Below are 22,500 nucleotides of genomic sequence, written 5' to 3'. Positions count from 1 at the left end.
GGCGTCAGGTGTCCACCCACCGGGACAGGCTGCGCAACCAGGGCTTGCGCGACCAGAGCAGCCAGAGGGCGACCGAGCTGAGGATGGTGGCCATCATCGAGCCGGCCAGCACCAGGGCGGGCTTGGGAGAGGCGGCCTTGCGCGGCAGGTTGGGCGGCTCGATCACCTGAACGATCGGATAGGCGGCGAAGCGTTCGGCCTGACCCAGGTCGATCTTGGCGAGGGTGGAGGCGAAGATCGCCTCGGCGATTTCCACATCCCGCTGCAGCACCTCCAGTTCCGCCAGGGTTTCGGCTCCATCGGTGAGGCGGCCTTCCAGCTCGCTGATGCGCTCCTCCAGGGTGGTGTACTCCTGCAGGCGTGAGCGGGCCTCCGCCGATTGCTGCACCAGGGTCTCCAGCAGATTGCCGCGTCCGGTGGGGCCTTCACGCACCGAGAGACGACTGAGGCTCACGCCATCGAGGCGCTGCCCGATGAGTGCCTCCGCTCTCGTGCTGGCCTTGTTGAAGGCGCCCTGCTGGCGAGCGAAAGCGGCCTTCACCTTCGGATGGTTCGGGCCGAGGGTCTCCTGAAGCGTTCCCAGCTCGGCCGAGGCGGCCCCGTACTCCTTGAAGGCGGCCTGGAACACCGTGTCGTTCTGGAGTTCGAACGCTTCGGCGGCCTGGCCGGGGGAGAGACCGAAATAGGAGCCCAGGGCAGCCGCCTCCTCGGCCGAACGCTGGGAGGCGGCCTGCACGCTCACCGCCTGCTGCCGCAGTTTCTCGATGTTGAGGTTCAGCTCCTGCAGCATGTCGGGATAGGTGAGACCGGCCTCCTTCTTGAAGCGCGCCACGTCCGACTGGGCCCGCTGCAGCTTCAACTGGGCCGAATCGGCGATCGAGCGGTTGGGACGCTCCTTGGCTTCCACCTCACCATCGCGCAGCTGGTTGAGACGGCGGTTGAACGATTGCTGCACGGCTTTCGCCAGCAGCTGGGCGGTTTTGGCATCGTTGGCCGACACCGAGAGTTCCATCGCGGTGGTGTTCTCCACCAGGGTGATGATCGGTTTCTCCACCGCATCCGGTTCCCAATCCATCAGTGCAGCCGCGCCTTCCAGCACCGTGGGGGTGAAGTAGATCAGTTTGAAGTTCTCGCGCGGGTCGTAGGTGCTCGTCGCGGCTGCAGCGGCGTAGCTGGTGTCCGCGATGCCGATGTCCGGCAGGGACACCTTGGATGCGCTCTTGCCCACGGGCAGGTTGATGATCCACTCCGACACATAGGTGCGCGGTGCGTGCCGGATCACGGCGATGCTGGTGATCCAGATGAAGCTGTTGATTCCGATCGCGAGGATGGCGTAGCGATTCCAGCGCAGGCGCGCCAGGGGCAGATTGCGGAGGCGGAAGAGCACCGGCCCGAGGGCGCGGCGCGGAACGATCACCGTGGTGCGCAGCAGCCGTTTCAGGGCCACCCCCGCAGGACCGAGCGCTGCGGGCGACCAGGTGGATCCGGTGGCTCCCTCGGGCGTGGTCTGCTCCGGCGACCCGGGCGCAGCCGGCGTCTCGGGGGGCTGCGGCGGCGGAGGTGGGGTCTTCGGCGCGGCTGCTGATGCGCCCTTCTCCGGCGCGGCTGCAGACACGACCTCCGCCGGCGGCGCTGCCAGGAGCTGTTCGCTCAGTGCATCAACGAAGGCACTGTTCAGGGGCCGGCTGAGGGTTCCCAGGCAGCGCAGGCCGCAGCGTCGGGCGTCCGCGACGCGCTCACCCGTTCCGGGGGTTTCCTCCCCATCGACCAGCAGCAGCACGGCCGGAGCGAGCGGCAGGCGGCCCATCTGGCGGCCCAGTTCCGCCAGCTCCAACCCCGGCAGCTGTTCATCGAGCAGGATCAGATCCCAGCCCTTGGCGAGCTTGGCGATCAGGCGTTCGGCGCTGGCGGCGAAGCCATAGCGCGACACGCGGCGCTCCCCGGCCAGGACGCGTGCCGCCAGGGCGGAATGGTCCTCATCCCGGTCGGCAACAAGAACCCGGAGGCTCATTGCTGAAAGCGCGGCCAGAAGAAGGAGCCCCGCATCAGATTCACCGGTGAGAGAATCAGGCTCACGGCGCGGCCCACCTCACGCAGGCTGATGAAGCGGCTGTCGTAACAGGCCACCACATCGTTGTTCATCAGCAGCGGGTTGTTGGTCTCCCCATTCGCCGCCGTGGTGCCCTTCAGCACATCCTCGATCGGTCGGCGCATCCAGTACACCTCCCCCGTGGCGCGGTTGGCCCGGCCGTGCACCACGAAGCGGTCCTTGTTCACATTCGAGCCCCCCACGCAGGCGGCACTGGTGATGGCCTGCACCAGCCGGGATCCGTAGGAGAAACCGGTGGCTTCCTTGGATCCGGACAGAGCATTGCTCTGAGTGGGTTCGGTGAGGTTGGACAGGTACACCTTCACCCCCGGCGGAGAGATCTGGGAGGTGCGCATGATGTCGGGATTGGGGTTGGCCGACACCGGAACGATGACCTGGTCCCCTGCCAGCAGGGGCACATCCCGGAACGGTTCACCCGAGAACACACCGCTCACGTCATGCAGGGAGCGGCGACCGCTGCGGATCAGCTCCACCGCCGTCAGGTCCGCGTCCGGCCGCACCCCACCGGCGTTTCGGATCGCCGTGGTCAGAAAGCGGCCCGGGGCTGAATCGCCGCTGCGCTGGGGCACGTCGCTGAACTGCTGTTCCGGGTCGATGGCATTGATCGTGACCCGGCCGGGGTCGAACACCTGGCCCTTGACGAACACATCCACCGGCGCCCACAGCTGCACCTCCAGCCCCACATCCGCATAGGCGGGCTGCACGAATCCCTGATCCACGAGGGCCCGTTCGATGGCGGCCTCCGCTTCGTGGGGCTCGAGGCCCTCCAGCTGAATCGGCCTGAGGTGGGGGATCGGCAGGGAGCCGTTGAGATCGATCTGGTAGGTGCCGGTGAACTGCTCGTCGCCGTCGAGCACGTCCAGCCGCACCCGGTCGCCGCGGGACAGGGGCAGGGCGGAGCTCTCCACCGGCAGTGCCACCAGCAGGGCCAGACCGGCCGCAGCGCGGGCCAGCCAACCGATGCGCCGCACTCCGGTTGCTGTGGGCTGCGGGCGGCGGAGCTCCTCCATCGGTGTGGGATCAGGCGCGCGACAACCCTGCCAAAGCAACCGTGATGTTGGCGGCCCCCCCTGGCCTGTCAAGCGGGGGCGTCGCCTGTGGCGCAGGCCGATTCAGGCGCGGCCGCCGCGCCCGGCCCACCATTCCTGCAGGATCACGCCCAGAAAGCGCAGATCGCCCAGGTAGCGCCGCCAGAGTCGACCGGGCTCCTGCAGCAGCCTCCAGATCCACTCCGCACCCGCCTGCTGGACCCAGCGCGGCGCGCGGCGCACCGATCCCGCCGCGAAGCCGATCGCCATGCCGCAGGCCAGATAAGCCGCCACCGGCAGCTCCGCTCTGTGGGCCAGCAACCAGTCCTCCTGCTTGGGGCTGCCCACCCCCAGGAACACCACGCTGGCTCCGGAGCTGCGGATCGCTTCGAGCAGGGCGTCGCTCATGGCGGGATCCCGCTCGAAGCCGTACTCCGGGTAGTGGCCGAACACAGCAAGCGTTGGGTGAGTGCTCCGCAGGGCTTCGCAGGCCGCCTCCAGCACCGCCGGTGTGTCGCCGCCGGCCAGAAGCACCGCCTCGCCCCGCCGTTCCGCCTCCGCGCAGAGGGCCGGCAGGAGATCCGCCCCGGTCACCCGTTCGGGCAGAGGGGAGCCCATCAGCCGGGAGGCCAGCACGATGGGCATGCCATCGGCGTAGAGCAGATCGAAACGTTGCAGGGCCTGCAGATAGGCCGGCGTCCGGCGGGCCCGCATCACGTGGTTCACGTTCGGCGTCGCCACCAGGGTCCGGTGGCCGGCGTCCAGGCGTGCCGCGATCTGTTTCACGGCACCGGACTGGCTGGTGCGCTGATACCGCAGCCCAGAGAACAGGAAGCCGCCACCGCGATCCCCGGATTCCGGCGTGGGGGAGGGTTCGGTCGGGCGGTCGGCCATGGTGCGGAGGGGCACTGCTTCATTGTGCCCATCCGCCCGAGGCTGCCAAGCTGACGCCAGAACAGGCTGCAGCCGTGGCGGAGACCCCTCTGGTTTCAGTTGTGATTCCGGTGTACAACAGCGCGCCGTTTGTGGCGGCGACACTGGAATCCGTGCTCGCTCAGACGTACCGGAATCTCGAGATTCTGATCGTGGATGACGGCAGTCAGGACAAGAGCATCGCCATCTGCCGGGGATTCGATGATGCGCGGATCCGGATCCTGCATCAGAGCAATCGCGGACTGGCCGGTGCACGCAACACTGGCATCCGCCATTCCCGAGGCTGTTTCGTCGCCCTGCTCGACAGCGACGACATCTGGCGTGAGACCAAGGTGGAACGGCACGTGGCTCACCTTGAAGCTCGCGAGAGTGTGGGGGTGAGTTTCTCCAACTCCGAATTCATCGATGAATCGGGCCGCAGCCTCGGCCTTTACCAGATGGGCAAGCTCGAGGGGATCACGGCCCGCGACATCTTCCTGCGCAATCCCGTCGGCAACGGCTCCAGCATCGTGCTGCGCAAGCGCATGCTCGACGAGATCGCCACCGTGGCCACCCTTTATGAGGAACCGGAAGCCTTCTACTTCGATGAGAGCTTCCGCCAGTCGGAGGATGTGGAGTGCTGGCTCCGCATCGCCCTCACCACCTCCTGGCAGTTCGAAGGTCTGCCCGAACCCCTCACCCTCTACCGGGTCAATGCCGGCGGCCTCTCGGCCAACCTGATCAAGCAGTACAGCTCCTGGGAGCGGTATGTGGAGAAGACCGCCACCTACGCCCCCGATTTCATCCGCACCCACATCCGCAGGGCCCGCGGCTACTACCTGCGCTACCTGGCCCGACGCGCCACCTCCCAGGGCAATCGCCGCACGGCCCTGCACTTCCTCGTTCAGGCCCTGCGCACCTCGCCCCTGATCCTGCTGCAGGATCCCCTCCGCACCCTGGTGACCGCCGGAGCGGTGCTCTCCCTGCTGGTGCTGCCCCGCGCCCTCTATCGGCGCCTGGAGGCCACGGCGATGGCGTTCACCGGCCGCAGCCAGCGCCGCCGCATGGCGCGGGAATGCGCCGCCGCGGCATGAGCCGGGAGGGACCTCCGCCGGCAACCGCCCTCAGGCCCGCTGGTCGATTGCCGCTCCCGAGAGCTCGAAGCGTGTGGAGGCGCTGTAGCCCGCGAGCCAGCGGTTCACCCGCCACCGCATCGCCGGCGGCACCTCCTGCAGCAGCTGGGCCAGTTCGAGGGCGCCGATGCGGCGCAGGTCGCGCACATCCACATGCCAGAGGGCTTCCGCCTCACGGATCAGCCGGGCCCAGGTGCGGGCCTGCTGCCAGCGGCTGAGTTGTCCGTGCAGAGGAGCCATGGGCACAGCCTGTTGCGCCCCGCCTGCTGCTCAGGTCAACCCCCCATCTCCCTTCGCTTTGCTGAAACAAAGCTTGCGTTCTCATCCACCGCGACGACGGGAAAGCTCAGGCCCTGCCGCTGCCGCTCGGACAGGCGCCGGCTCCAGGCCCCGGGCACCGCATCGTTCCAGCGGAATCCGGCCTGGCGCGCCAGCTGGCGGTCCTCGTAGCTGATGCAGGCGCGGTACAGATGCCGGGGCTCGAGGCCCTCGCGCACGAGCTGATCGAGGTTGTCGCAGCGCTCGAACACCTGGGCCAGGTAGGTGCAGTCGGTCAGGGCCCGGTGGGCGGCCCAGACCGGTATCCCGTGAGCCAGCGCCAGGTCCCGCACCGATGGGCGCGGCTTCAGACCGAGAGTCCCCGGCCAGCTGATGTCCTCCATGGTGCAGAGCCAGCGGTGCGGAACCGCCGGCAGCGGCGGACGCCCGAACCAGCGGCGATCGAAGGCCGCGTTGTGGGCCACCACCAGCTGGGCGCTGTCCAGCAGGGCGGCGAAGGCCTGCAGCCCCTCCCGCCAGGGCATGGGCAGCCGGCTCACGGCCGCCGGGATGCCGTTCACCGGCTCCGCCGGATTCTCGGGGCAGGGCAGAAGGGTGGAGAGCTGGGCCAGCACGGCCCGGGCGGGCAGGTGGAAGAGGATCGCCCCGAGCTCGATGCAGCGCCCCTCGTCGGGGTCGAGGTGGGTGGTCTCGGTGTCGATGATCAGCAGCCGCTCCGGCAGGCTCCCGGCCGCGGTGCATTCAGCCCCTGCCGCGGAGCGGGAGTCGCGGGGTGCGGGTCCGGGGGCCGAAGCGGGCTCCGGCGGCGCTCCTGAGGGAGGGGCGCCGGCCTCCAGCTCCAGCAGGCTGGGCTGGCTCCAGGCCGCGGGGTCCTCGTTCACCACCGCTGCACCTCCGCCGGCCGGCACCGTCTCGATAGCGTGTCGGCCCTGACTCCGCCCTGCACGTGGCTGCCTCGCTCGCTCCCGGTGACCATGCTCCCCTGATCGCCCTCACCGATCAGAACGGGGTCGAACGCCGCAGCGATCAGCTGGAGGGTCGCCCGCTCGTGCTCTTCTTCTACCCCAAGGACGACACCCCGGGCTGCACGATGGAGGTCTGCGCCTTCCGTGACAACCACGCCAGCCTGACGGACCTGGGCGCCGAGGTCTGGGGCGTGAGCGGAGACGATGCCGCCAGCCACCGGCGCTTCAGCGATCGCCACAGCCTTCCCTTTCCCCTCCTGGCGGACAGGGGCAACCAGCTGCGCCGTGCCTTTGGCGTTCCCAATGCCCTGTTCGTGCTGCCGGGTCGCGTCACCTATGTGATCGATGGCTCGGGGGTGATCCGTCATGTCTTCGAGAACCTGCTCGATGCGGCCGCCCACGTGCGCGAAGCCCGCACCGCCCTGGAGGCTCTGACCTCCGCCTCGCCCGGATGAGCGCCCCGGACTGGCGACAGCGCGGCACGCTCTGGTGCCTCACCCCGAACCGCGCCGTCGGCGTGGTGGAGATGATCGGTGGCAGCTACCTGGCCGCCACGCCCCATCTGAGCTACCGGCGCCTGCTGGAGGCGCTGGCTGAGCAGGACTGGGCCGTGCGGGCCTGGAGCTACGTGCCGGGCTTCGATCATCAGGCCCAGGCCACCGATGCCTGGCGCAGTTTCCGGCGCCAGCGGGCCCAGGACCGGGATCGCGGCCGGCTGCCGGCCGATCTGCCCGTGCTCCGGCTGGGCCACAGCCTCGGCTGCAAGCTGCATCTGCTCGCCCCGGACGGTGGCCGGGCCTGCTGTGGTGTGGTGGCCATGAGCTTCAACAACTTCTCCGCCGATCGCTCCATCCCCCTGCTCGGTGAGCTGGCTCCGCGCCTGCAGTTCACAACCGAGTTCAGCCCCGGCCCGCAGGAGACGCTGCGCCTGATCCGTCAGAGCCACCTCTGTCCCCGCAACCTGCTGATCCGCTTCGGCGAGGACGCCCTCGATCAGAGCCCGGCCCTGCTCGATTGTCTGCAGGACAGGCCCGACGACGCCAGCCGGCTGCTGCAACTGCCGGGCGACCATCTCTCTCCGGCCAGTGCCGGCTTCAGGCGGCAGGTGCTCGGGGCCTGGGCGGATGATCCGGCCCGGGGCCGCAGCCTGCGCCAGCTGGCCGCCACCATCTCGCAGACGGCGCTGGCCTGGATCGGCCGGCCCCAGCCCAGCACCGTCGGCTGAGCGGCTCAGCCGCGCAGCCGCTCCAGCACGCTCCGGTCCTCCAGGGTGCTGGTGTCGCCCTGCACCTCCTGACCCGCCGCCAGGGCCCGCAGGATGCGGCGCATGATCTTGCCGCTGCGGGTCTTGGGAAGGCCGTCGCTGAAGCGCACCTCGTCGGGCCGGGCGATGGGGCCGATCTCCTCACCCACGTGGCCGCGCAGCTCGCGGGCCAGGGCATCGCTGCCCTCGCGGCCGGCCTCCAGCATCACGAAGGCCACCACCGCCTCACCCTTGAGGTCGTCCGGACGGCCCACCACGGCCGCCTCGGCCACCGCCGGATGGCTGACCAGGGCCGATTCGATCTCCATCGTGCCCAGCCGGTGCCCGGAGACGTTGATCACGTCATCCACCCGGCCCATCACCCAGAAGTAGCCGTCGCCGTCGCGGCGGGCGCCATCGCCGGCGAAATAGATGTGGCTGCCGTCCTCGGGACGGATGTGTTCCCAGTAGCTCTCCCGGAACCGCTTCTCGTTGCCGTGCACCGTGCGCATCATCCCCGGCCAGGGGCGGCGCACCACCAGGAAGCCCCCCTCGTCGGTGCCGGCCCGGTGACCATCGAGATCCACCACGTCCGCGTCGATGCCGGGCAGGGGCAGGGTGGCCGATCCCGGTTTGGTGGGTGTGGCGCCCGGCAGCGGGCTGATCATCACTCCACCCGTCTCCGTCTGCCACCAGGTGTCGATCACCGGGCAGCGGTCGCCCCCGATCACCTCCCGATACCACATCCAGGCCTCGGGATTGATCGGCTCACCCACCGTTCCCAGCAGACGCAGGCTGGAGAGATCCGATTGATCGGGCACCTCGCGGCCGCTCTTCATGAAGGCCCGGATCGCCGTGGGCGCGGTGTAGAAGATGGTGATCCGGTGCTTCTCGATCAGCTCCCAGAAGGCACCCGGCTTCGACGGTCTCGGCGCGCCCTCGTACATCACCGTGGTGGCTCCGTTCGAGAGGGGGCCGTAGACGATGTAGCTGTGGCCGGTGATCCAGCCCACGTCGGCCGTGCACCAGTAGATGTCGTCCTCGCGGATGTCGAAGATCCACTGGAAGGTGAGATGGGCCCAGAGGTTGTAGCCGGCGGTGGTGTGCACCACCCCTTTCGGCTTGCCGGTCGAGCCGGAGGTGTAGAGCACGAAGAGCCGGTCCTCGCTCTCCATCGGCTCGGCCGCGCAGGTGTCGCCCGCCCCGGGCACCCGGTCGTGCCACCAGAGGTCACGCCCCTCCTGCATGGCCACGGGCTCCTTGGTGCGCTGCACCACCAGCACGTGCTCCACCGAGGGACAGGCACCATCGGCCAGGGCCGCGTCCACGGCCGGCTTGAGGGCCACGGCCTTGTCCTTGCGGAAGCCGCCATCGGCGGTGATCACAGCCCTGGCCTGGCCATCGACGAGCCGGTCCCGCAGGGCTTCAGCCGAGAAGCCACCGAAGACGACGGAGTGGGGCGCGCCGATGCGGGCGCAGGCCAGCATCGCGATGGCGGCCTCCGGAATCATCGGCATGTAGAGGGCCACCAGGTCGCCCTTTCCGATGCCCAGGCCGCGCAGCGCGTTGGCGGCACGGCAGACCTCGGTGTGCAGCTCCCGGTAGGTGAAGCGGCGCACATCACCCGGCTCCCCCTCCCAGATCAGGGCGCACTTGTCGGCGCGGGGTCCTTTGAGGTGGCGATCGAGGCAGTTGGTGGAGAGGTTGGTGCGACCTCCCTCGAACCAGCGGGCCGTGGGCGGCGCACTCCAGTCGAGAACGGTGTGGAAGGGCTCGAACCAGTGCAGTTCGCGGCGCGCCGCCTCGCCCCAGAACCGCTCCGGGTCCTCGAGGGCCTCCCGGGCCATGGCCTGATAGGCCTCCATGCTGCCGATCCGGGCCGAGGCCGCCAGATCGGCCGGAGGGGAGAACACACGCTGCTCATGCAGCACCGATTCGATCGTCACGTCTGCGGGAGTAGAAGAAGGCTCACGCCGCATTGCATTCAAGCCATGGGCAGCCACGGCGGTCGGGCCGGTGACACGGTTGTTCAACAGCCGCCCGCGGCCTGTCTGTTCGATCTCGATGGCCTGCTGCTGGACACCGAGCCCCTGCATGGCCGGGCCTGGCGCGAGGCGGCCCGACACTTCGGGGTGGAGCTCAGCGAGGCCCGGCTGCTGCAGCTGCGGGGCCGCCGCCGTCTCGACTGCGCGGCCGCGGTGCGCGGCTGGCTGCAACGCGATGCCGGACTCACCGTCTCCGATGAGGCCCTGCTGGCGGTGCAGCAGCCCGTCGTGCGCGCCCTGCTGCCGGCGGCCCGGCCGATCCCCGGGGCCCGCCGGCTGCTGGAGCACTGCCGCGACCTGGGCCTTCCGGCCGCCATGGTCACCAGCAGCACCGCGGCGGCGGCGGCCCTGAAGCTGTCGCCGCACCCGTGGCTGGAGGCCCTGCTTCCCGTTCGGGTCCATGGCGATGACCCCGATCTGCGGGCGGGCAAGCCCGAGCCCGACCCCTACCTCCTGGGTGCTCTGAGGCTCGGTGTGCCGCCCGATCGCTGCTGGGCGTTCGAGGACTCGCTGGCCGGTGCCCGTTCGGCGGCAGCCGCCGGCTGCACGGTGATCGTGCTGGTGGCTGAGGCGGTGGAGCCGGATGGTTTTCCACCCGGCTGCCGCCGGGTGCGCCACCTGGAGGAGGTGCTGGCCGACTGGCCCGCCCCGTGCGATCCCTCTGCCGCCCTCAGGACAGGCGGCTGAGCACCACGTCCGGCAGGGCCAGCAGAGCTGAGGTGGAGGCGCAGGGCCGCAGCCAGGCGATGGCCCGGCGGGCATCGGAGGCGAAGCCCTCGGCCAGGGCCCGGGACCGGGCGATAGCGTCGGACCCGCGCACCAGCTCGAGGGCCTGCTCGAGATCGTGCTCCTCGGAGAACTCACGCTCGATCAGGCCGCCGAGCGCCGGCCGCTCCTCCAGGGCGTAGAGGGCGGGTGCCGTGAGGTAGCCCGAGGCCAGGTCGCTGGCGGCCGGTTTGCCGAGCTGCTGGTCGCTGCCGGTGAAATCGAGGATGTCGTCCACCACCTGGAAGGCCAGGCCGAGCTGACGGCCGAAGGTTGTGAGGGCCTCGAGCCGCTCCTCGGGAAGGCCACTGAGCACACCGGCGGCGCGGGCGCTGTTGGCGATCAGCGAGGCGGTCTTGCAGTAGCTCTTCTCCAGGTAGGTCTCGAAGGTCTGGCCGGTGTCGTAGCGGAACAGGCCCTGGCGCACCTCGCCGTCGGCGAGATCCATGATCACGCGCGAGAGCAGCTTCACCACCACCAGATCGTCGAGATTGGCGAGGTGCCAGCTGGCCTGGGCGAAGAGGAAATCGCCGGCGAGCACCGCCACCCGGTGGTTGAAGCGACTGTGCACCGTGGCCACGCCACGGCGGGTGGCTGCTTCATCAACCACATCGTCATGGACGAGGGAGGCGGTGTGGATCATCTCGGTGATCTCCGCCAGCCGCCGATGGCGGGGGCTGAGTTCACCGTCCTGCGCGAGCGAGCGTGCCAGAAGCAGCACGATTCCCGGGCGGATGCGTTTGCCTCCGGCCGTGAACAGGTGTTCGGCCGCCGCCTGAAGAATCGGGTGACCGGCGCCGATCAGGCTGCGCAGATCGCTGAGAAGAGTCTCAAGATCGTCTTCAACGGGTTGGAGCAGCTCCGCAACCGTTTCCATGACTCCTCTCCTCAGAGGCGATCCTAGGAGGCGCGGGCCTCGGCCCGCAGGGTGACCGACTCCACCATCGGCCGGGTTCCCAGCCAGGGTTCGGCCGCCCGGGCGAAGGCCTCCGGCGATCCGGTGACGCAGAACCGGCAGCCGCTGAGATCCAGGGGACGCGGCCGGGTGGAGAGATGCAGGGGCACCTCCGGCCGGCCGAGCAGGGAGTCGAGCCGTTCGGTGAGGGCCTGGGCGGGATCCACCAGAGCCACCGAGTCCGGCAGCAGCTCGCACAGCAGCGGTTCCAGCAGGGGGTAGTGGGTGCAACCGAGCAGCACGGCCTCCACCCGCGAGGCCAGCAGGGGAGAGAGATAGCGCTGGGCCTCCCGCCGCAGCATCGGGTCCTCGAGCCGACCCGCTTCGATCATCGGCACGAACTGGGGGCAGCCCTGCTCGTGCACCTGGGCGTGGGGCCGGTAGCGACGGATCTGGTCGGCGTAGGCACCGCTGCGGGCCGTGGCGGCGGTGGCCAGCACACCGACGCGCTGCCAGCGGATCGTCCGGGCCACGCTGTCGATCAGCCCGTAGACCGGAACATTGGCCACGCTTGTGGCTACGTCGTAGGCGAGGGCGTTGGTGGTGTTGCAGGCCATCACCACCGCATCGATCCGCTGCTCGATCAGCCAGCTGATCACCTCTGCCGCGATGCTGCGGATCTGCAGCGGGCTGCGGCCGCCGTAGGGCACCCGGGCGCTGTCGGCCAGATAAAGGCAGGGCTGTCCGGGGTGGCGCTCCAGCAGACGCCGCAGCACGGTGAGCCCACCCACGCCGCTGTCAAACAGGCCGATGCGGAGCCCGTTCATGAGCCGCCGCGGAGGTAGTTGAGGATGCCCGTGGCGATGGCGTACGAAAGCCGCTGCCGGTGGGCCGGCGTGGCCAGCCGGCGCGAGTCGAGGTTGCCGGTCACAAAGCCGGTCTCCACGAGCACCGAAGGCATGCGGGTGCGGCGGATCACGTAGAAGCGCCCGCGTTTGACACCCCGGTTGGGACTGCCGGGCGACACGTTGAGCACCTGTCTCTGAATCGCTGTGGCCAGGCGTGCGGAACGTGGATCACTGAAATAGAAGGTCTCGATCCCGTTCACATCCGGCCTGGACATACTGATCGCATTGGCGTGAATGCTCACGAAGGCAGTGGCACCCACGCGATTGGCCAGGCTGACCCGGGGGGGAAGATCCACATCCACCTCCGATGTTCGGGTCATGGTGACCTGCACGCCCCGGGCCTGAAGCAGCCTCGCCACCTGCAGGCTCACATCGAGAACGATGTCGGTCTCCCTGAGGCCGCCGATGCCCACCGCGCCGGGATCGGGACCGCCGTGCCCGGGGTCGATCACCACCCGGTAGCGCCCGCGGGGCACCGTCGGCAGCCCTTCCGGGGAGACCGGGGTCGTGGTGGGCCGGAAGGTTGTCGGTGGACGCCAGGCGACCGAGGGGCGGTTGAGATCACCCTCCCCGATGGCCCTCAGGCCCCGGGTGGAGAGGCCCTTGAACTCCATCTTCCAGCGGTTGCTGGCCGTGCCCACGAGCCTGAGGTCCGCCGGGTCGAGTTCCACGCCGGGGTCGAACTCCACCACCAGGCGGGTGTTGCCGGGGGTGGGCTTGCCCAGCCGGATCTCACGGATGGGTCCCGATCCCGGCAGCGTTCGGGGGCGGCTCAGTTCACCGGGGAAGTCGATCCAGACCCTCGGGCCCCGCCCCGCCTCGCCGTCCTCGAAGAAGGCGCCGAGCCGAGCACCGGCGGAGGTGCGCAGCAGCAGTTCGCCCTGGCTGCTGATGCGCCATGCCGCCAGGGCACTGGCCGCCCGGGCGGGGAGCACGAGCACACCCTGGAGCAGCAGCGCCAGAAGGGGGCCAAGCAGCGGCAGGGAACGGCGGAGAGTCACCGGCGTCAACGCGGAAGGCCCCCTCAGAAGAGAGCGGGCTGCTGGTGGCGCAGGCTGGGCATCTGGTCGCGCACCCGCTCCAGGTGGCCGATGGCGATGGGGGCGATCGCCGCCCCGGGCACCAGGCCTGCATCGGAGAGCACCGTGCCCCAGGGGTCGATCACCAGGGCGTGGCCGTGGGTCTGGCGCCGGTCGTAGTGCAGGCCGGTCTGAGCGGGGGCCACCACATAGGCGGTGTTCTCGATCGCGCGGGCCTGGAGCAGCACCTGCCAGTGGTCCTTGCCGGTGAAGGCGGTGAAGGCGGCGGGGATCATGAGCAGCTCGGCGCCGGCGCCGACAAGGTGGCGGTAGAGCTCAGGGAAGCGCACGTCGTAGCAGATGGACAGTCCCACGCGGCAGAGCCCTGGCACATCCACCACCGGAGGTGGCTCCTGCCCCCGCCGCACGCTCTCGGATTCCCGGTAGGTGATGCCGTCGGGCAGGTCCACATCGAAGAGGTGGATCTTGTCGTAGCGGGCCAGGATCTGGCCGTCGCGGCCCACCAGCTCCGAGCGGTTGAAGGTCTGCCCTTCCCCGGCCGGCACCGGGAAGCCGCCACCGAGCAGCACCACCTGGTAGCGGCGGGCCATGGTGACCAGGAAGCGGGAGCAGCGTTCCCCCAGCTCGGGGGCCAGGGCCAGCCGCTGGCTGTCCTCACCCATGAAGGCGAAGTTCTCGGGCAGTCCCACCAGTTCGGCCCCGCGGCGTGCGGCCAGCTCGATCTGCTCCTCGGCCGCGCGGAGATTAGCTTCCGGATCCGGGGTGCTGGTGAGCTGCAGAGCCGCCGCCAGAAAGCTGGACACGGGCGCGATCGAAGGGCTGGCGAACTGTAGTGGTGCTCGGTGTCAGGCCAGGCCCAGCACCCCGGGTTCGGTCTGGACCGGCACCACATCCAATCCGTCCACCTGGCTGCAGCAGCGGAAATCGGCATCGTGATCGCCGAGGCGCTGCAGACGGCGGCCGTGGCTGGCCTGCCGCAGAGCCTCCTCCGGCCGCTCACGCCACTGCTGCCAGAGCGCCAGCGCCGCTAGCGCCTCATCATTGCCCCACTCGAGCGAGCCTGCCGGTGCACCGGCCAGCAGCCCCTCGATCACCGCTCCGGCCGCCAGGGTGTCCTCCAGCGAAAAGGCGCCCTCCCAGCCGCTGCCCAGCAGCCAGAGCCGGTCCGGGTTCGCCTGCAGCAGGCGCTTCACCACGGCGGCCCGGTTCGGCAGGCAGGCGGTGAGGAGAAGCGGCACCGCCTGCAGCCGGTTCAGGGCGCGGGTGCCGTTGGTGGTGCTCATGAACAGCCGCTTGCCGGCCACCACGTCGGCGCTCACGGCCAGGGGTGAATTGCCCAGGTCGAAGCCCTCCAGGCGCTGGCCGCCCCGCTCTCCCAGCCGCAGGCGCCGGTCCTCGGGCCAGGCGCTCCAGGCCTCCGCCAGGCTGCCGAGATCGGCGAACGCCGCCACGCTGCCGGCGCCGTTGTGGAGCGCCCAGGCGATGGTGGTGGTGGCCCGGAGCACGTCGATCACCACCCCCGCATCGGCCTGGGGAGCCTGCGGATCGCCGGGCACATCGCCGGCCGCGTGGAAGACGAACAACTGCATCCCGATCACCTCTGCATGGATCCGGGCTAGGGCCTCAACCCCGGGGGCGCGATCGCCCGGTTGGGTGCGTCACAGTACACATCACCACCCTTGACACCAGCGATGCCCGCCGCCATGACCCGAGCCGCCGTACGGGATCTGCGCGGTTTTCTCACCCTGCTCGAGGACCGGGGGCAGCTGCACCGGATCAGCGCTCCGGTGGACCCGGATCTGGAGCTGGCGGCCATCGCCGACCGCGTTCTGGCCCGTGGGGGGCCGGCGCTTCTGTTCGAGAACGTGATCGGCTCCTCGATGCCCGTGGCGGTGAACGTGCTCGGCACCGTCGAGCGGGTGGTCTGGAGCATGGGGCTGGAGCGGGCCGAGCAGCTGGAGGATCTCGGCAGTCGCCTGGCCCTGCTGCAGCAGCCCCGACCGCCCAAGGGCCTGCAGGAGGCCCGGCGCTTCGCGTCGGTGGCCTGGGACCTGATCAAGGCCCGCACCGATCTCGATCTCTTCCCGCCCTGCCAGCAGGAGGTGATCCGCGGTGATGCGGTGAATCTCGATGCCCTGCCGCTGCTGCGGCCCTGGCCGGGCGATGCCGGCGGCGTGATCACCCTCGGCCTGGTCATCACCAAGGACCCGGAGACCGGCACACCCAACGTTGGGGTGTACCGGCTGCAGCGCCAGTCCGCCACCTCCATGACGGTGCACTGGCTCAGCGTGCGCGGCGGTGCCCGCCATCTGCGCAAGGCGGCGGCCATGGGCCGCAAGCTGGAGGTGGCCGTGGCCATCGGGGTGCACCCCCTGCTGGTGATGGCGGCCGCCACGCCGATTCCGGTGCAGCTGAGCGAGTGGCTGTTCGCCGGGCTCTATGCGGGCGAGGGCGTGCGCCTGGCCCGCTGCAAGACCGTGGATCTGGAGGTGCCCTCCCACAGCGAGGTGGTTCTGGAGGGAACGATCACTCCCGGCGAGACCCTCACCGACGGCCCCTTCGGCGACCACATGGGCTTCTACGGCGTGGCCGAGCCCTCGCCCCTGGTGCGCTTCCACTGCCTGACCCAGCGACGCGATCCCACCTTCCTCACCACCTTCAGCGGCCGTCCCCCGAAGGAGGAGGCGATGCTCGCGATCGCCCTCAACCGCATCTACACCCCGATCCTGCGCCAGCAGGTGAGCGAGATCGTGGATTTCTTCCTGCCGATGGAGGCGCTCAGCTACAAGCTGGCCGTGATCAGCATCGACAAGGCCTACCCGGGCCAGGCCAAGCGGGCTGCGATGGCGTTCTGGAGCGCGCTGCCCCAGTTCACCTACACCAAGTTCGTGGTGGTGGTGGATGCCGCGATCAATGTGCGCGACCCGCGCCAGGTGGTGTGGGCGATCGCCGCTCAGGTGGATCCCCAGCGCGATCTGTTCGTTCTGGAGGACACCCCCTTCGACAGCCTCGATTTCGCCAGTGAGCGGCTCGGCCTCGGCGGCCGCCTCGCCATCGACGCCACCACCAAGCTGGGACCGGAGAAGCGCCACGACTGGGGCGAGTCCCTCAGCCGCCCGGCTGATCTGGAGGCCAGGGTCAGCGACCGCTGGGAGGAGCTCGGTCTGGCCGGCCTCGAGGATCGCCCGGCCGACCCCACCCTCTTCGGCTATGCCATCGAGCAGGTGCTCGATCGGCTCAGGGGCAGCAAGGCGGCTCCATAGGATCCGGTTCCGCCCCACGCCCTGAGACCGTGACCGCCAGCGCCGCCGTGACCTCGCGACCGCTGAGCAGCGGCGGCCGCCTCCGGGGCCGGGTGCGGGTGCCCGGCGACAAGTCCATTTCCCACCGGGCGCTGCTGCTGGGCGCCATCGCCGAGGGCACCACCACCATCGAGGGACTGCTGCCGGCGGAGGATCCTCTCAGCACCGCCGCCTGCCTGCGGGCCATGGGGGTGACCGTCAGCCCGATCGAGGTCGGGCTGACGGTGCGGGTCGAGGGGGTCGGTCTGGATGGTCTGCAGGAGCCGAACAACGTGCTCGACTGCGGCAACTCCGGCACCACCATGCGCCTGATGCTGGGCCTGCTGGCCGGGAGGGTCGGGCGGCATTTCGTGCTCACCGGCGATGCCTCCCTGCGGGGCCGGCCCATGCGCCGGGTCGGGCAGCCGCTCGAGACGATGGGCGCCTGCATCGGCGGGCGCGACCGGGCCAATCTCGCGCCGCTGGCCATCGAGGGACGCCCCCTGCGGGGCGGGGTGATCGGCACACCGGTCGCCTCGGCCCAGGTCAAGTCGGCGATCCTGCTGGCCGGCCTCACCGCCGAGGGCACCACCACGGTGATCGAGCCCTCCCGCTCCCGCGACCACAGCGAGCGCATGCTGCGCGCCTTCGGCGCCGACCTGGAGGTGCGGGGCGAACTGGGGCGCCACGTGCACCTCAGCCCCGGGCCGGCCCTGCGGGGGCAGGAGGTGGTGGTGCCCGGCGACATCAGCTCGGCGGCGTTCTGGCTGGTGGCCGGCTCGGTCCTGCCGGGATCGGAACTGGTGGTGGAGAACGTGGGCCTCAATCCCACCCGCATGGGCGTGTTGCAGGTGCTGCGCGCCATGGGTGCCGACATCACCGTTCAGAGGGAGCGGCTGGTGGCCGGCGAGCCGGTGGCGGATCTGCTGGTGCGCCATGCGCCCCTGGAGGCCTGCCGCATCGGCTCCGATCTGATCCCGAGCCTGGTGGATGAGATCCCCGTACTGGCCGTGGCCGCCTGCTGCGCCCGCGGTCAGAGCCGCATTGAGGGGGCCGCGGAGCTGCGGGTGAAGGAGACCGACCGGCTGGCGGTCATGAGCCGGCAGCTGGAGCGCCTCGGCGCGCGGGTGGAGGAGCGTCCCGATGGCCTGCTGATCGAGGGCGGAGTTCCCCTCCGGGGCGCCGGCCTCGACAGTGAGACCGACCACCGCGTGGCCATGAGCCTGGCCGTGGCGGCGCTGGTGGCCAGCGGCGAGAGCCGGTTGGAGCGCAGCGAGGCAGCGGCGGTGTCGTACCCCGGCTTCTGGACCGACCTTGATCGCCTGCTCTGCTGACGCGCCGGGCGATGGGCCGGGGCCCGGCGAGCTGCACCGCCGGCTCACGGCGGACGGCAGCCCCACCCTGATCAGCGGCAGCGCCGGCGAGCCGTTCCACAGCCTCTGCGGCGCCATGGCGGAGGCCCGATGGAAATACGTGGCCCCGGCCGGGCTGAGCCGGCTGGCCCCCGGCACCCCCCTGCGGGTGCTCGATGTCTGTGTGGGGCTCGGCTACAACAGCGCCTGCCTGATGGACAGTCCGGCGGCGGCGGAGCTGCCGCTGCACTGGCGCGGCCTGGAGAACGATCCCCGGCCCCTGGACCTGGCGCTGGCGGATCCCTCCTTCCGCGCCTGCTGGTCGCCGCGCACGCTGCGGCGCCTGGAGGCGTTGCGCCGGAGCGGTGGCTGGCGCGAGGGTGGCAGCGACGGCGCCCTGCTCTGGGGCGATGCCCGGCGCGAAGTGCAACGGCTGGGCTGCGATGACGCATCGCCGGACACCGCGCAGGGTTTCGATCTGATCCTGCTGGACCCCTTTTCGCCGCGCCGCTGCCCCCAGCTCTGGAGTGCCGAGTTCCTCGGCCGGCTGGCGCGGCTGCTGCGGCCGGGGGGACGTCTGCTCACCTACAGCCGGGCGGCCGCGGTGCGGGCGGTGCTGCGGGATGCGGGCCTGCAGCTCCACTCGCTCCGGCCCGCTCCGGGGCAGCGCGCCGACTGGAGCGGCGGCACGATGGCGGTGAAGCCGGCCGGTGGCGCGGGGGCCACGCTGCCGGAGCCACCGACCAGCACCGACCACTGGAGCCCGCTGAGTCCGATGGAGGAGGAGCACCTGCGCTGCCGGGCGGCCATTCCCTACCGCGATCCGGAGGGCACCGGCACGGCCGCCGAGCTGATCCGGCGGCGGCAGCAGGACCAGGCCCGCAGCGCCCTGGAGAGCACCGGTGCCTGGCAGCGGCGCTGGCCGAGGGAGCGCTGGGGCGGCAACAAGGACCCCACGTAGATTCCGCGCCAGCCGCCCTGCCGTCGATGCTCGCCGTCGCCATCCTCGCCGCCGGGAAGGGCACCCGCATGCGCAGCGACCTGCCGAAGGTGCTGCAACCGATCGCCGGAGCCACCCTGGTGGAACGGGTGCTGGCCAGCTGCGGTCCCCTCGCGCCGGAGCGCACGCTGCTGATCGTGGGCCACCAGGCCGAGCGGGTGAGGGGCCAGCTCAGCCATCGCTCCGACCTCGACTTCGTGCTGCAGCAACCCCAGAACGGCACGGGTCATGCCGTGCAGCAGCTGCTGCCGGCCCTGGAGGGTTTCGAGGGGGATCTGCTGGTGCTCAACGGGGATGTGCCGCTCCTGCGCAGCGAGACGCTGGAGGCTCTGGTGGCCGAACACCGCAGCGGCGGTTCAGCGGTGACCCTGCTCACGGCCGAACTGGCCGATCCCACCGGCTACGGCCGGGTGTTCGTCGATGCCGACGGTGTGGTGCAGGCGATCGTGGAGCACCGCGACTGCACCGATGCCCAGCGCAGCAACCCCCTGATCAATGCCGGCATCTACTGCTTCCACTGGCCCCGGCTCGCCTCCGTTCTGCCGCTGCTCTCCAGCGACAACGACCAGGGGGAGCTCTACCTGACCGACACGGTCGCCCAGCTGAACCCGGCGCGTCACATCGTGGTGGCGGATGCCGATGAGATCGCCGGCATCAACGATCGCCGTCAGCTGGCCGCCTGTGAGGCCACCCTGCAGGAGCGGCTGCGCAGCCACTGGATGACCCAGGGCGTCAGCTTCATCGACCCGGCCAGCTGCACCCTCAGCGATGGCTGCCAGCTGGGTCGGGATGTGGTGATCGAACCCCAGACCCATCTGCGAGGCGCCTGCCGCATCGGCGACGGCTGCCGCCTGGGGCCGGGAACGCTGCTGGAGAACGCCCAGCTGGAGCGCGATGTGCGGGTGCTGCACTCGGTGGTGCGCGACTGCCACCTGGCGGCGGGGGTGGAGGTGGGGCCCTTCGCCCACATCCGCCCGGGCTCCGAGCTGGGTGAGGGCTGCCGGGTCGGCAATTTCGTGGAGGTGAAGAACAGCCGCGTCGAGCCCGGCTGCAAGATCAATCACCTCAGCTACATCGGCGACAGCGACCTGGGCGCGCGCGTCAACGTGGGGGCCGGCACGATCACGGCCAACTACGACGGACAGCGCAAGCACCGCACCGTGATCGGCAGCGCCTGCAAGACGGGCGCCAACTCCACCCTGGTGGCCCCGATCCGACTGGGCGACGGCGTCACCGTGGCGGCCGGATCCACCCTCACCGAGGACGTCCCCGCCGGATCGCTCGCCCTGGGTCGGGCCCGTCAGATCAACAAGGCGGACTGGCCGGGTCCCAGCTCGGCAGCAGCGGAATGAGGCGCTCGAGCGCCACACCCCGGCTGGCCTTGAGCAGCACCGTGTCGCCCGGCTGAAGCCAGTCCGTCAGCACCGCGGCGGCGCCCTCCAGCTCCGGCGCCCGCTGCAGGCGGGCCAGGGGGGCCGCCGCCTCGAGCATCGCGTCACCCTCCGGGCCTCCGTCCAGCACCAGCAGGCCATCGAGACGCAGCTCCGCGGCGCGGGCGGCCACGCGCCGGTGCAGTTCCACACTGCGATCGCCCAGTTCGAGCATGGTGCCGAGCACGGCGAAGCGCCGTCCCGGCTCGCTGGCCAGCTGCTCCAGCGAGGCGATCACCGCCTCGGGCGAGGCGTTGTAGGTCTGATCGAGCAGGGTCAGGCCCCCCTGCACGCGGCGCTGGCTGCGCCCGTCCGGCAGGTCCAGCCGGCTGAGATCGAGGCGGCTGTCGGGCAGGCCCAGCTCGCGGGCCACGGCCACGGCCAGCAGCAGATTGCGGGCGTTGTGACGCCCGTCCAGCGGCAGCGGCAGGCTCACCCCCTCCAGCTCCAGGCTCGGGCCCTGCTCATTGCGGCCGAGGGCAGCGATGCAGTCCGCGGCCGGTCCGCCCCGGTGCTCATCGCCCTCGAGGGCCACCCGCCGCACCCGCCCGTTCCAGACGCGGCCCAGGGCCTCCTCCAGCAGGGGATCCCCGGCCGGGATCACCACCAGCCCAGCAGGGCGCAGGGCCGCCGTGATCTCGCACTTCGCCGTGGCGATCGCTTCGCGGCTGCCGAGCCGCCCGATGTGGGCGGTGCCGATGTTGGTGATCACCGCCACATCGGGCTCGCTGCAGTTGGAGAGCCGCTCGATCTCGTGCAGTCCCCGCATGCCCATCTCCACCACCAGCGCCGCCTCCGCCTCACCGGCCCGCAGCAGGGTCCGGGGCACACCGATGTCGTTGTTCTCGTTGCCGACGCTGGCCACCACGGGTCCGAGGGCGGAGAGCAGGGTCCGGATCAGCTCGCGGGTCGTGGTCTTGCCGGCCGACCCGGTCACGGCCACCACCGGGGCCGCCAGGCTGCGGCGATGCAGCAGGGCGAGGGTCTGGTAGCCCGCCAGGGTGTCGTCCACGGCCCAGCCCGGCAGACCCGGCGGCAGCCGCCGCTGCTGAGTGCGGGAGATGAGGGCCAGCTGAGCTCCCCGCTCCCGGGCCTGCTCCAGGAAGGCGTGGCCATCGAAGCGTTCGCCCTCCAGAGCCACGAACACATCACCCGCCTGCAGCTGCCGGCTGTCGGTGACGAGCGGGCCGAGACGGGTTCCCGGTGGCGGCGCTCCCTCCCCGAGCGGCTCTCCCCAGAGGCGCCGGAGATCGTCGCTGCTGAGGGCCATCCCTGCCTCGCTCACAGATTCCCCAGGATCATGCCGTCCCCGATCAAGGCCTGACGGCCGATCAGGCGGCCGTCGACGAGGCGCAGCTCGAGCCCATCGATGCCCTGCTCCCGCGCGCTGTTCAGCCACGCCTCGGCCTCCTCCGCCTGCGGTCTCGCCCGCAGCTGCAGCAGCAGGGCCTGCGAAGCGTCGCTGAAGCAGACCGCCTCGATCAGCCCGCGCCGGTCGCTCAGGGAGACGGCGTCCGGCTCCAGTGGCTCCGGGCAGAGGCTCGAGCCGACCGGCGGCACCGGAGCACTCGGAGGCACGGCCAGCGGTGATTGGGCCTTGGCCTGGGTCTGGGCCCGGGTCGCCGCACCGGTCGACGCGGTCGGCTCCGGTGCCGCCGGGCGGATGGGCTCCGGTGCAACGGCGGTCGGTTCCTCGGCCTCCCGGTCGGCGATGGATGGCGTCAGGGGCGATGTCGGCTCAGGAACCGTCGCCGGGAGGTCGATGCGGCCCGCCACCTCCGGATCGACCTGACGGGGTTCGGATGCATCCGGCACGGCTGTCACGGTCGACCCGGGCCCGGTGGCTGTCCCGTCCGCTGTCGGCTCGCTCCCGCGCCAGAGGACGCTCCCGAGAAGTGCCAGCAGGCTCAGCACGCCCACCAGCAGCAGCGGCCAGAACAGGCTGCTCAGGCTCTCCGGCCAGCCGCGTGGATGCGGCAGCTGGCCCTCCCGGTTCAGGCGCCAGAGGCGCCGCAGCCGCAGGGCGATGTCGGCTCCGACGGCCTGGAGGTCTCCGGCCAGCCGGTTCCAGGGGCTGCGGTACGGAGCCGGCAGCTCGTTCCGCACCCGGTCCT

21 protein-coding genes are annotated in these 22,500 nt (G+C 70.7%); 8 read left to right on the top strand and 13 right to left on the bottom strand.

Annotation, left to right across the window (positions count from 1 at the left end):
• Positions 1-4: 4 nt before the first annotated feature.
• From EVJ50_RS03595 to EVJ50_RS03585, 3 genes are all read right to left on the bottom strand, one after another.
• Positions 5-2,011, bottom strand: a complete 2,007-nt coding sequence (locus tag EVJ50_RS03595) for a hypothetical protein (protein WP_150882397.1) — start codon at positions 2,009-2,011, stop codon at positions 5-7.
• Complete coding sequence (locus EVJ50_RS03590) at positions 2,008-3,120, bottom strand: polysaccharide biosynthesis/export family protein (RefSeq protein ID WP_150882396.1); 1,113 nt, start codon at positions 3,118-3,120, stop codon at positions 2,008-2,010. Before EVJ50_RS03590 ends, EVJ50_RS03595 begins: the two co-directional genes overlap by 4 nt.
• A 102-nt stretch (positions 3,121-3,222) precedes the next feature.
• A complete protein-coding gene (locus tag EVJ50_RS03585) occupies positions 3,223-4,032 on the bottom strand; it encodes a WecB/TagA/CpsF family glycosyltransferase (protein WP_150882395.1) in 810 nt (269 codons plus the stop codon).
• A 74-nt stretch (positions 4,033-4,106) separates the two neighbouring features.
• On the opposite strand from EVJ50_RS03585, the gene EVJ50_RS03580 reads away from it, so the two are divergent.
• Entirely contained in the window at positions 4,107-5,144 is a 1,038-nt protein-coding gene (locus EVJ50_RS03580) for a glycosyltransferase family 2 protein (protein ID WP_191964853.1), read from the top strand.
• A 30-nt stretch (positions 5,145-5,174) separates the two neighbouring features.
• On the opposite strand, the gene EVJ50_RS03575 is transcribed toward EVJ50_RS03580, so the two are convergent.
• Together EVJ50_RS03575 and EVJ50_RS03570 are read right to left on the bottom strand one after the other, a co-directional pair.
• A complete protein-coding gene (locus EVJ50_RS03575) occupies positions 5,175-5,423 on the bottom strand; it encodes a hypothetical protein (RefSeq protein ID WP_150882394.1) in 249 nt (82 codons plus the stop codon).
• 35 nt (positions 5,424-5,458) lie between these two features.
• Positions 5,459-6,346 (bottom strand): 3'-5' exonuclease, encoded by an 888-nt coding sequence (locus EVJ50_RS03570; protein ID WP_370455580.1) that lies wholly within the window; start codon positions 6,344-6,346, stop codon positions 5,459-5,461.
• A 62-nt stretch (positions 6,347-6,408) separates the two neighbouring features.
• On the opposite strand from EVJ50_RS03570, the gene EVJ50_RS03565 reads away from it, so the two are divergent.
• Together EVJ50_RS03565 and EVJ50_RS03560 are read left to right on the top strand one after the other, a co-directional pair.
• Positions 6,409-6,882 carry a peroxiredoxin gene (locus EVJ50_RS03565; RefSeq protein WP_150882393.1) on the top strand — a complete coding sequence of 158 codons (474 nt, stop codon included), beginning with the start codon at positions 6,409-6,411 and terminating at the stop codon, positions 6,880-6,882.
• On the top strand, positions 6,879-7,652 hold the full coding sequence (locus tag EVJ50_RS03560; protein WP_150882392.1) for a DUF1350 family protein: 774 nt from the start codon (positions 6,879-6,881) through the stop codon (positions 7,650-7,652). The genes EVJ50_RS03565 and EVJ50_RS03560 overlap by 4 nt, the downstream gene beginning before the upstream one ends.
• 5 nt (positions 7,653-7,657) lie before the next feature.
• Here the strand turns inward: EVJ50_RS03560 and acs are convergent, their stop codons facing one another.
• Complete coding sequence (gene acs / locus EVJ50_RS03555) at positions 7,658-9,649, bottom strand: acetate--CoA ligase (protein WP_150882391.1); 1,992 nt, start codon at positions 9,647-9,649, stop codon at positions 7,658-7,660.
• Between the two features lie 12 nt (positions 9,650-9,661).
• Here acs and EVJ50_RS03550 point away from each other — a divergent pair, with 12 nt between their 5' ends.
• The gene (locus EVJ50_RS03550) at positions 9,662-10,402 is read left to right on the top strand and encodes an HAD family phosphatase (protein ID WP_150882390.1); all 741 of its coding nucleotides are present in this window, start codon (positions 9,662-9,664) and stop codon (positions 10,400-10,402) included.
• Here the strand turns inward: EVJ50_RS03550 and sds are convergent.
• From sds to EVJ50_RS03525, 5 genes are read right to left on the bottom strand one after another with little or no spacing between them, the layout of a single operon-like run.
• The gene (gene sds, locus EVJ50_RS03545; protein ID WP_150882389.1) at positions 10,386-11,357 is read right to left on the bottom strand and encodes a solanesyl diphosphate synthase; all 972 of its coding nucleotides are present in this window, start codon (positions 11,355-11,357) and stop codon (positions 10,386-10,388) included. The two genes, EVJ50_RS03550 and sds, sit on opposite strands and share 17 nt — an antisense overlap.
• Positions 11,358-11,380: 23 nt before the next feature.
• The gene (murI, locus tag EVJ50_RS03540; protein WP_150882388.1) at positions 11,381-12,202 is read right to left on the bottom strand and encodes a glutamate racemase; all 822 of its coding nucleotides are present in this window, start codon (positions 12,200-12,202) and stop codon (positions 11,381-11,383) included.
• Entirely contained in the window at positions 12,199-13,293 is a 1,095-nt protein-coding gene (locus EVJ50_RS03535) for an N-acetylmuramoyl-L-alanine amidase (RefSeq protein WP_370455579.1), read from the bottom strand. The genes murI and EVJ50_RS03535 overlap by 4 nt, the downstream gene beginning before the upstream one ends.
• Positions 13,294-13,307: 14 nt before the next feature.
• Positions 13,308-14,126, bottom strand: a complete 819-nt coding sequence (locus EVJ50_RS03530) for a carbon-nitrogen hydrolase family protein (RefSeq protein WP_150882387.1) — start codon at positions 14,124-14,126, stop codon at positions 13,308-13,310.
• 42 nt (positions 14,127-14,168) lie between these two features.
• Complete coding sequence (locus tag EVJ50_RS03525) at positions 14,169-14,912, bottom strand: 2-phosphosulfolactate phosphatase family protein (protein ID WP_150882386.1); 744 nt, start codon at positions 14,910-14,912, stop codon at positions 14,169-14,171.
• 114 nt (positions 14,913-15,026) lie between these two features.
• On the opposite strand from EVJ50_RS03525, the gene EVJ50_RS03520 reads away from it, so the two are divergent.
• Genes EVJ50_RS03520 through glmU form a run of 4 tightly spaced genes read left to right on the top strand, consistent with a single transcriptional unit; the run spans position 15,027 to position 20,308 of the window.
• A complete protein-coding gene (locus tag EVJ50_RS03520; protein ID WP_225323064.1) occupies positions 15,027-16,586 on the top strand; it encodes a UbiD family decarboxylase in 1,560 nt (519 codons plus the stop codon).
• A 29-nt stretch (positions 16,587-16,615) separates the two neighbouring features.
• Positions 16,616-17,938 (top strand): 3-phosphoshikimate 1-carboxyvinyltransferase, encoded by a 1,323-nt coding sequence (aroA, locus tag EVJ50_RS03515; RefSeq protein ID WP_150882384.1) that lies wholly within the window; start codon positions 16,616-16,618, stop codon positions 17,936-17,938.
• On the top strand, positions 17,919-18,917 hold the full coding sequence (locus tag EVJ50_RS03510) for an MnmC family methyltransferase (protein ID WP_225323063.1): 999 nt from the start codon (positions 17,919-17,921) through the stop codon (positions 18,915-18,917). Before aroA ends, EVJ50_RS03510 begins: the two co-directional genes overlap by 20 nt.
• Positions 18,918-18,943: 26 nt before the next feature.
• On the top strand, positions 18,944-20,308 hold the full coding sequence (gene glmU / locus EVJ50_RS03505) for a bifunctional UDP-N-acetylglucosamine diphosphorylase/glucosamine-1-phosphate N-acetyltransferase GlmU (RefSeq protein ID WP_150882383.1): 1,365 nt from the start codon (positions 18,944-18,946) through the stop codon (positions 20,306-20,308).
• Here the strand turns inward: glmU and murF are convergent.
• Together murF and EVJ50_RS03495 are read right to left on the bottom strand one after the other, a co-directional pair.
• On the bottom strand, positions 20,262-21,656 hold the full coding sequence (gene murF, locus EVJ50_RS03500; protein ID WP_150884822.1) for a UDP-N-acetylmuramoyl-tripeptide--D-alanyl-D-alanine ligase: 1,395 nt from the start codon (positions 21,654-21,656) through the stop codon (positions 20,262-20,264). The genes glmU and murF overlap by 47 nt on opposite strands.
• 11 nt (positions 21,657-21,667) lie before the next feature.
• A complete protein-coding gene (locus EVJ50_RS03495; RefSeq protein ID WP_150882382.1) occupies positions 21,668-22,492 on the bottom strand; it encodes a hypothetical protein in 825 nt (274 codons plus the stop codon).
• Positions 22,493-22,500: the final 8 nt, after the last annotated feature.

Source organism: Synechococcus sp. RSCCF101 (assembly GCF_008807075.1).
In the GTDB taxonomy this organism is placed as follows: Bacteria; Cyanobacteriota; Cyanobacteriia; order PCC-6307; family Cyanobiaceae; genus RSCCF101.
The sequence above is the reverse complement of the archived record's forward strand: the minus strand, read 5'-3'. Positions and strand labels throughout refer to the sequence as shown.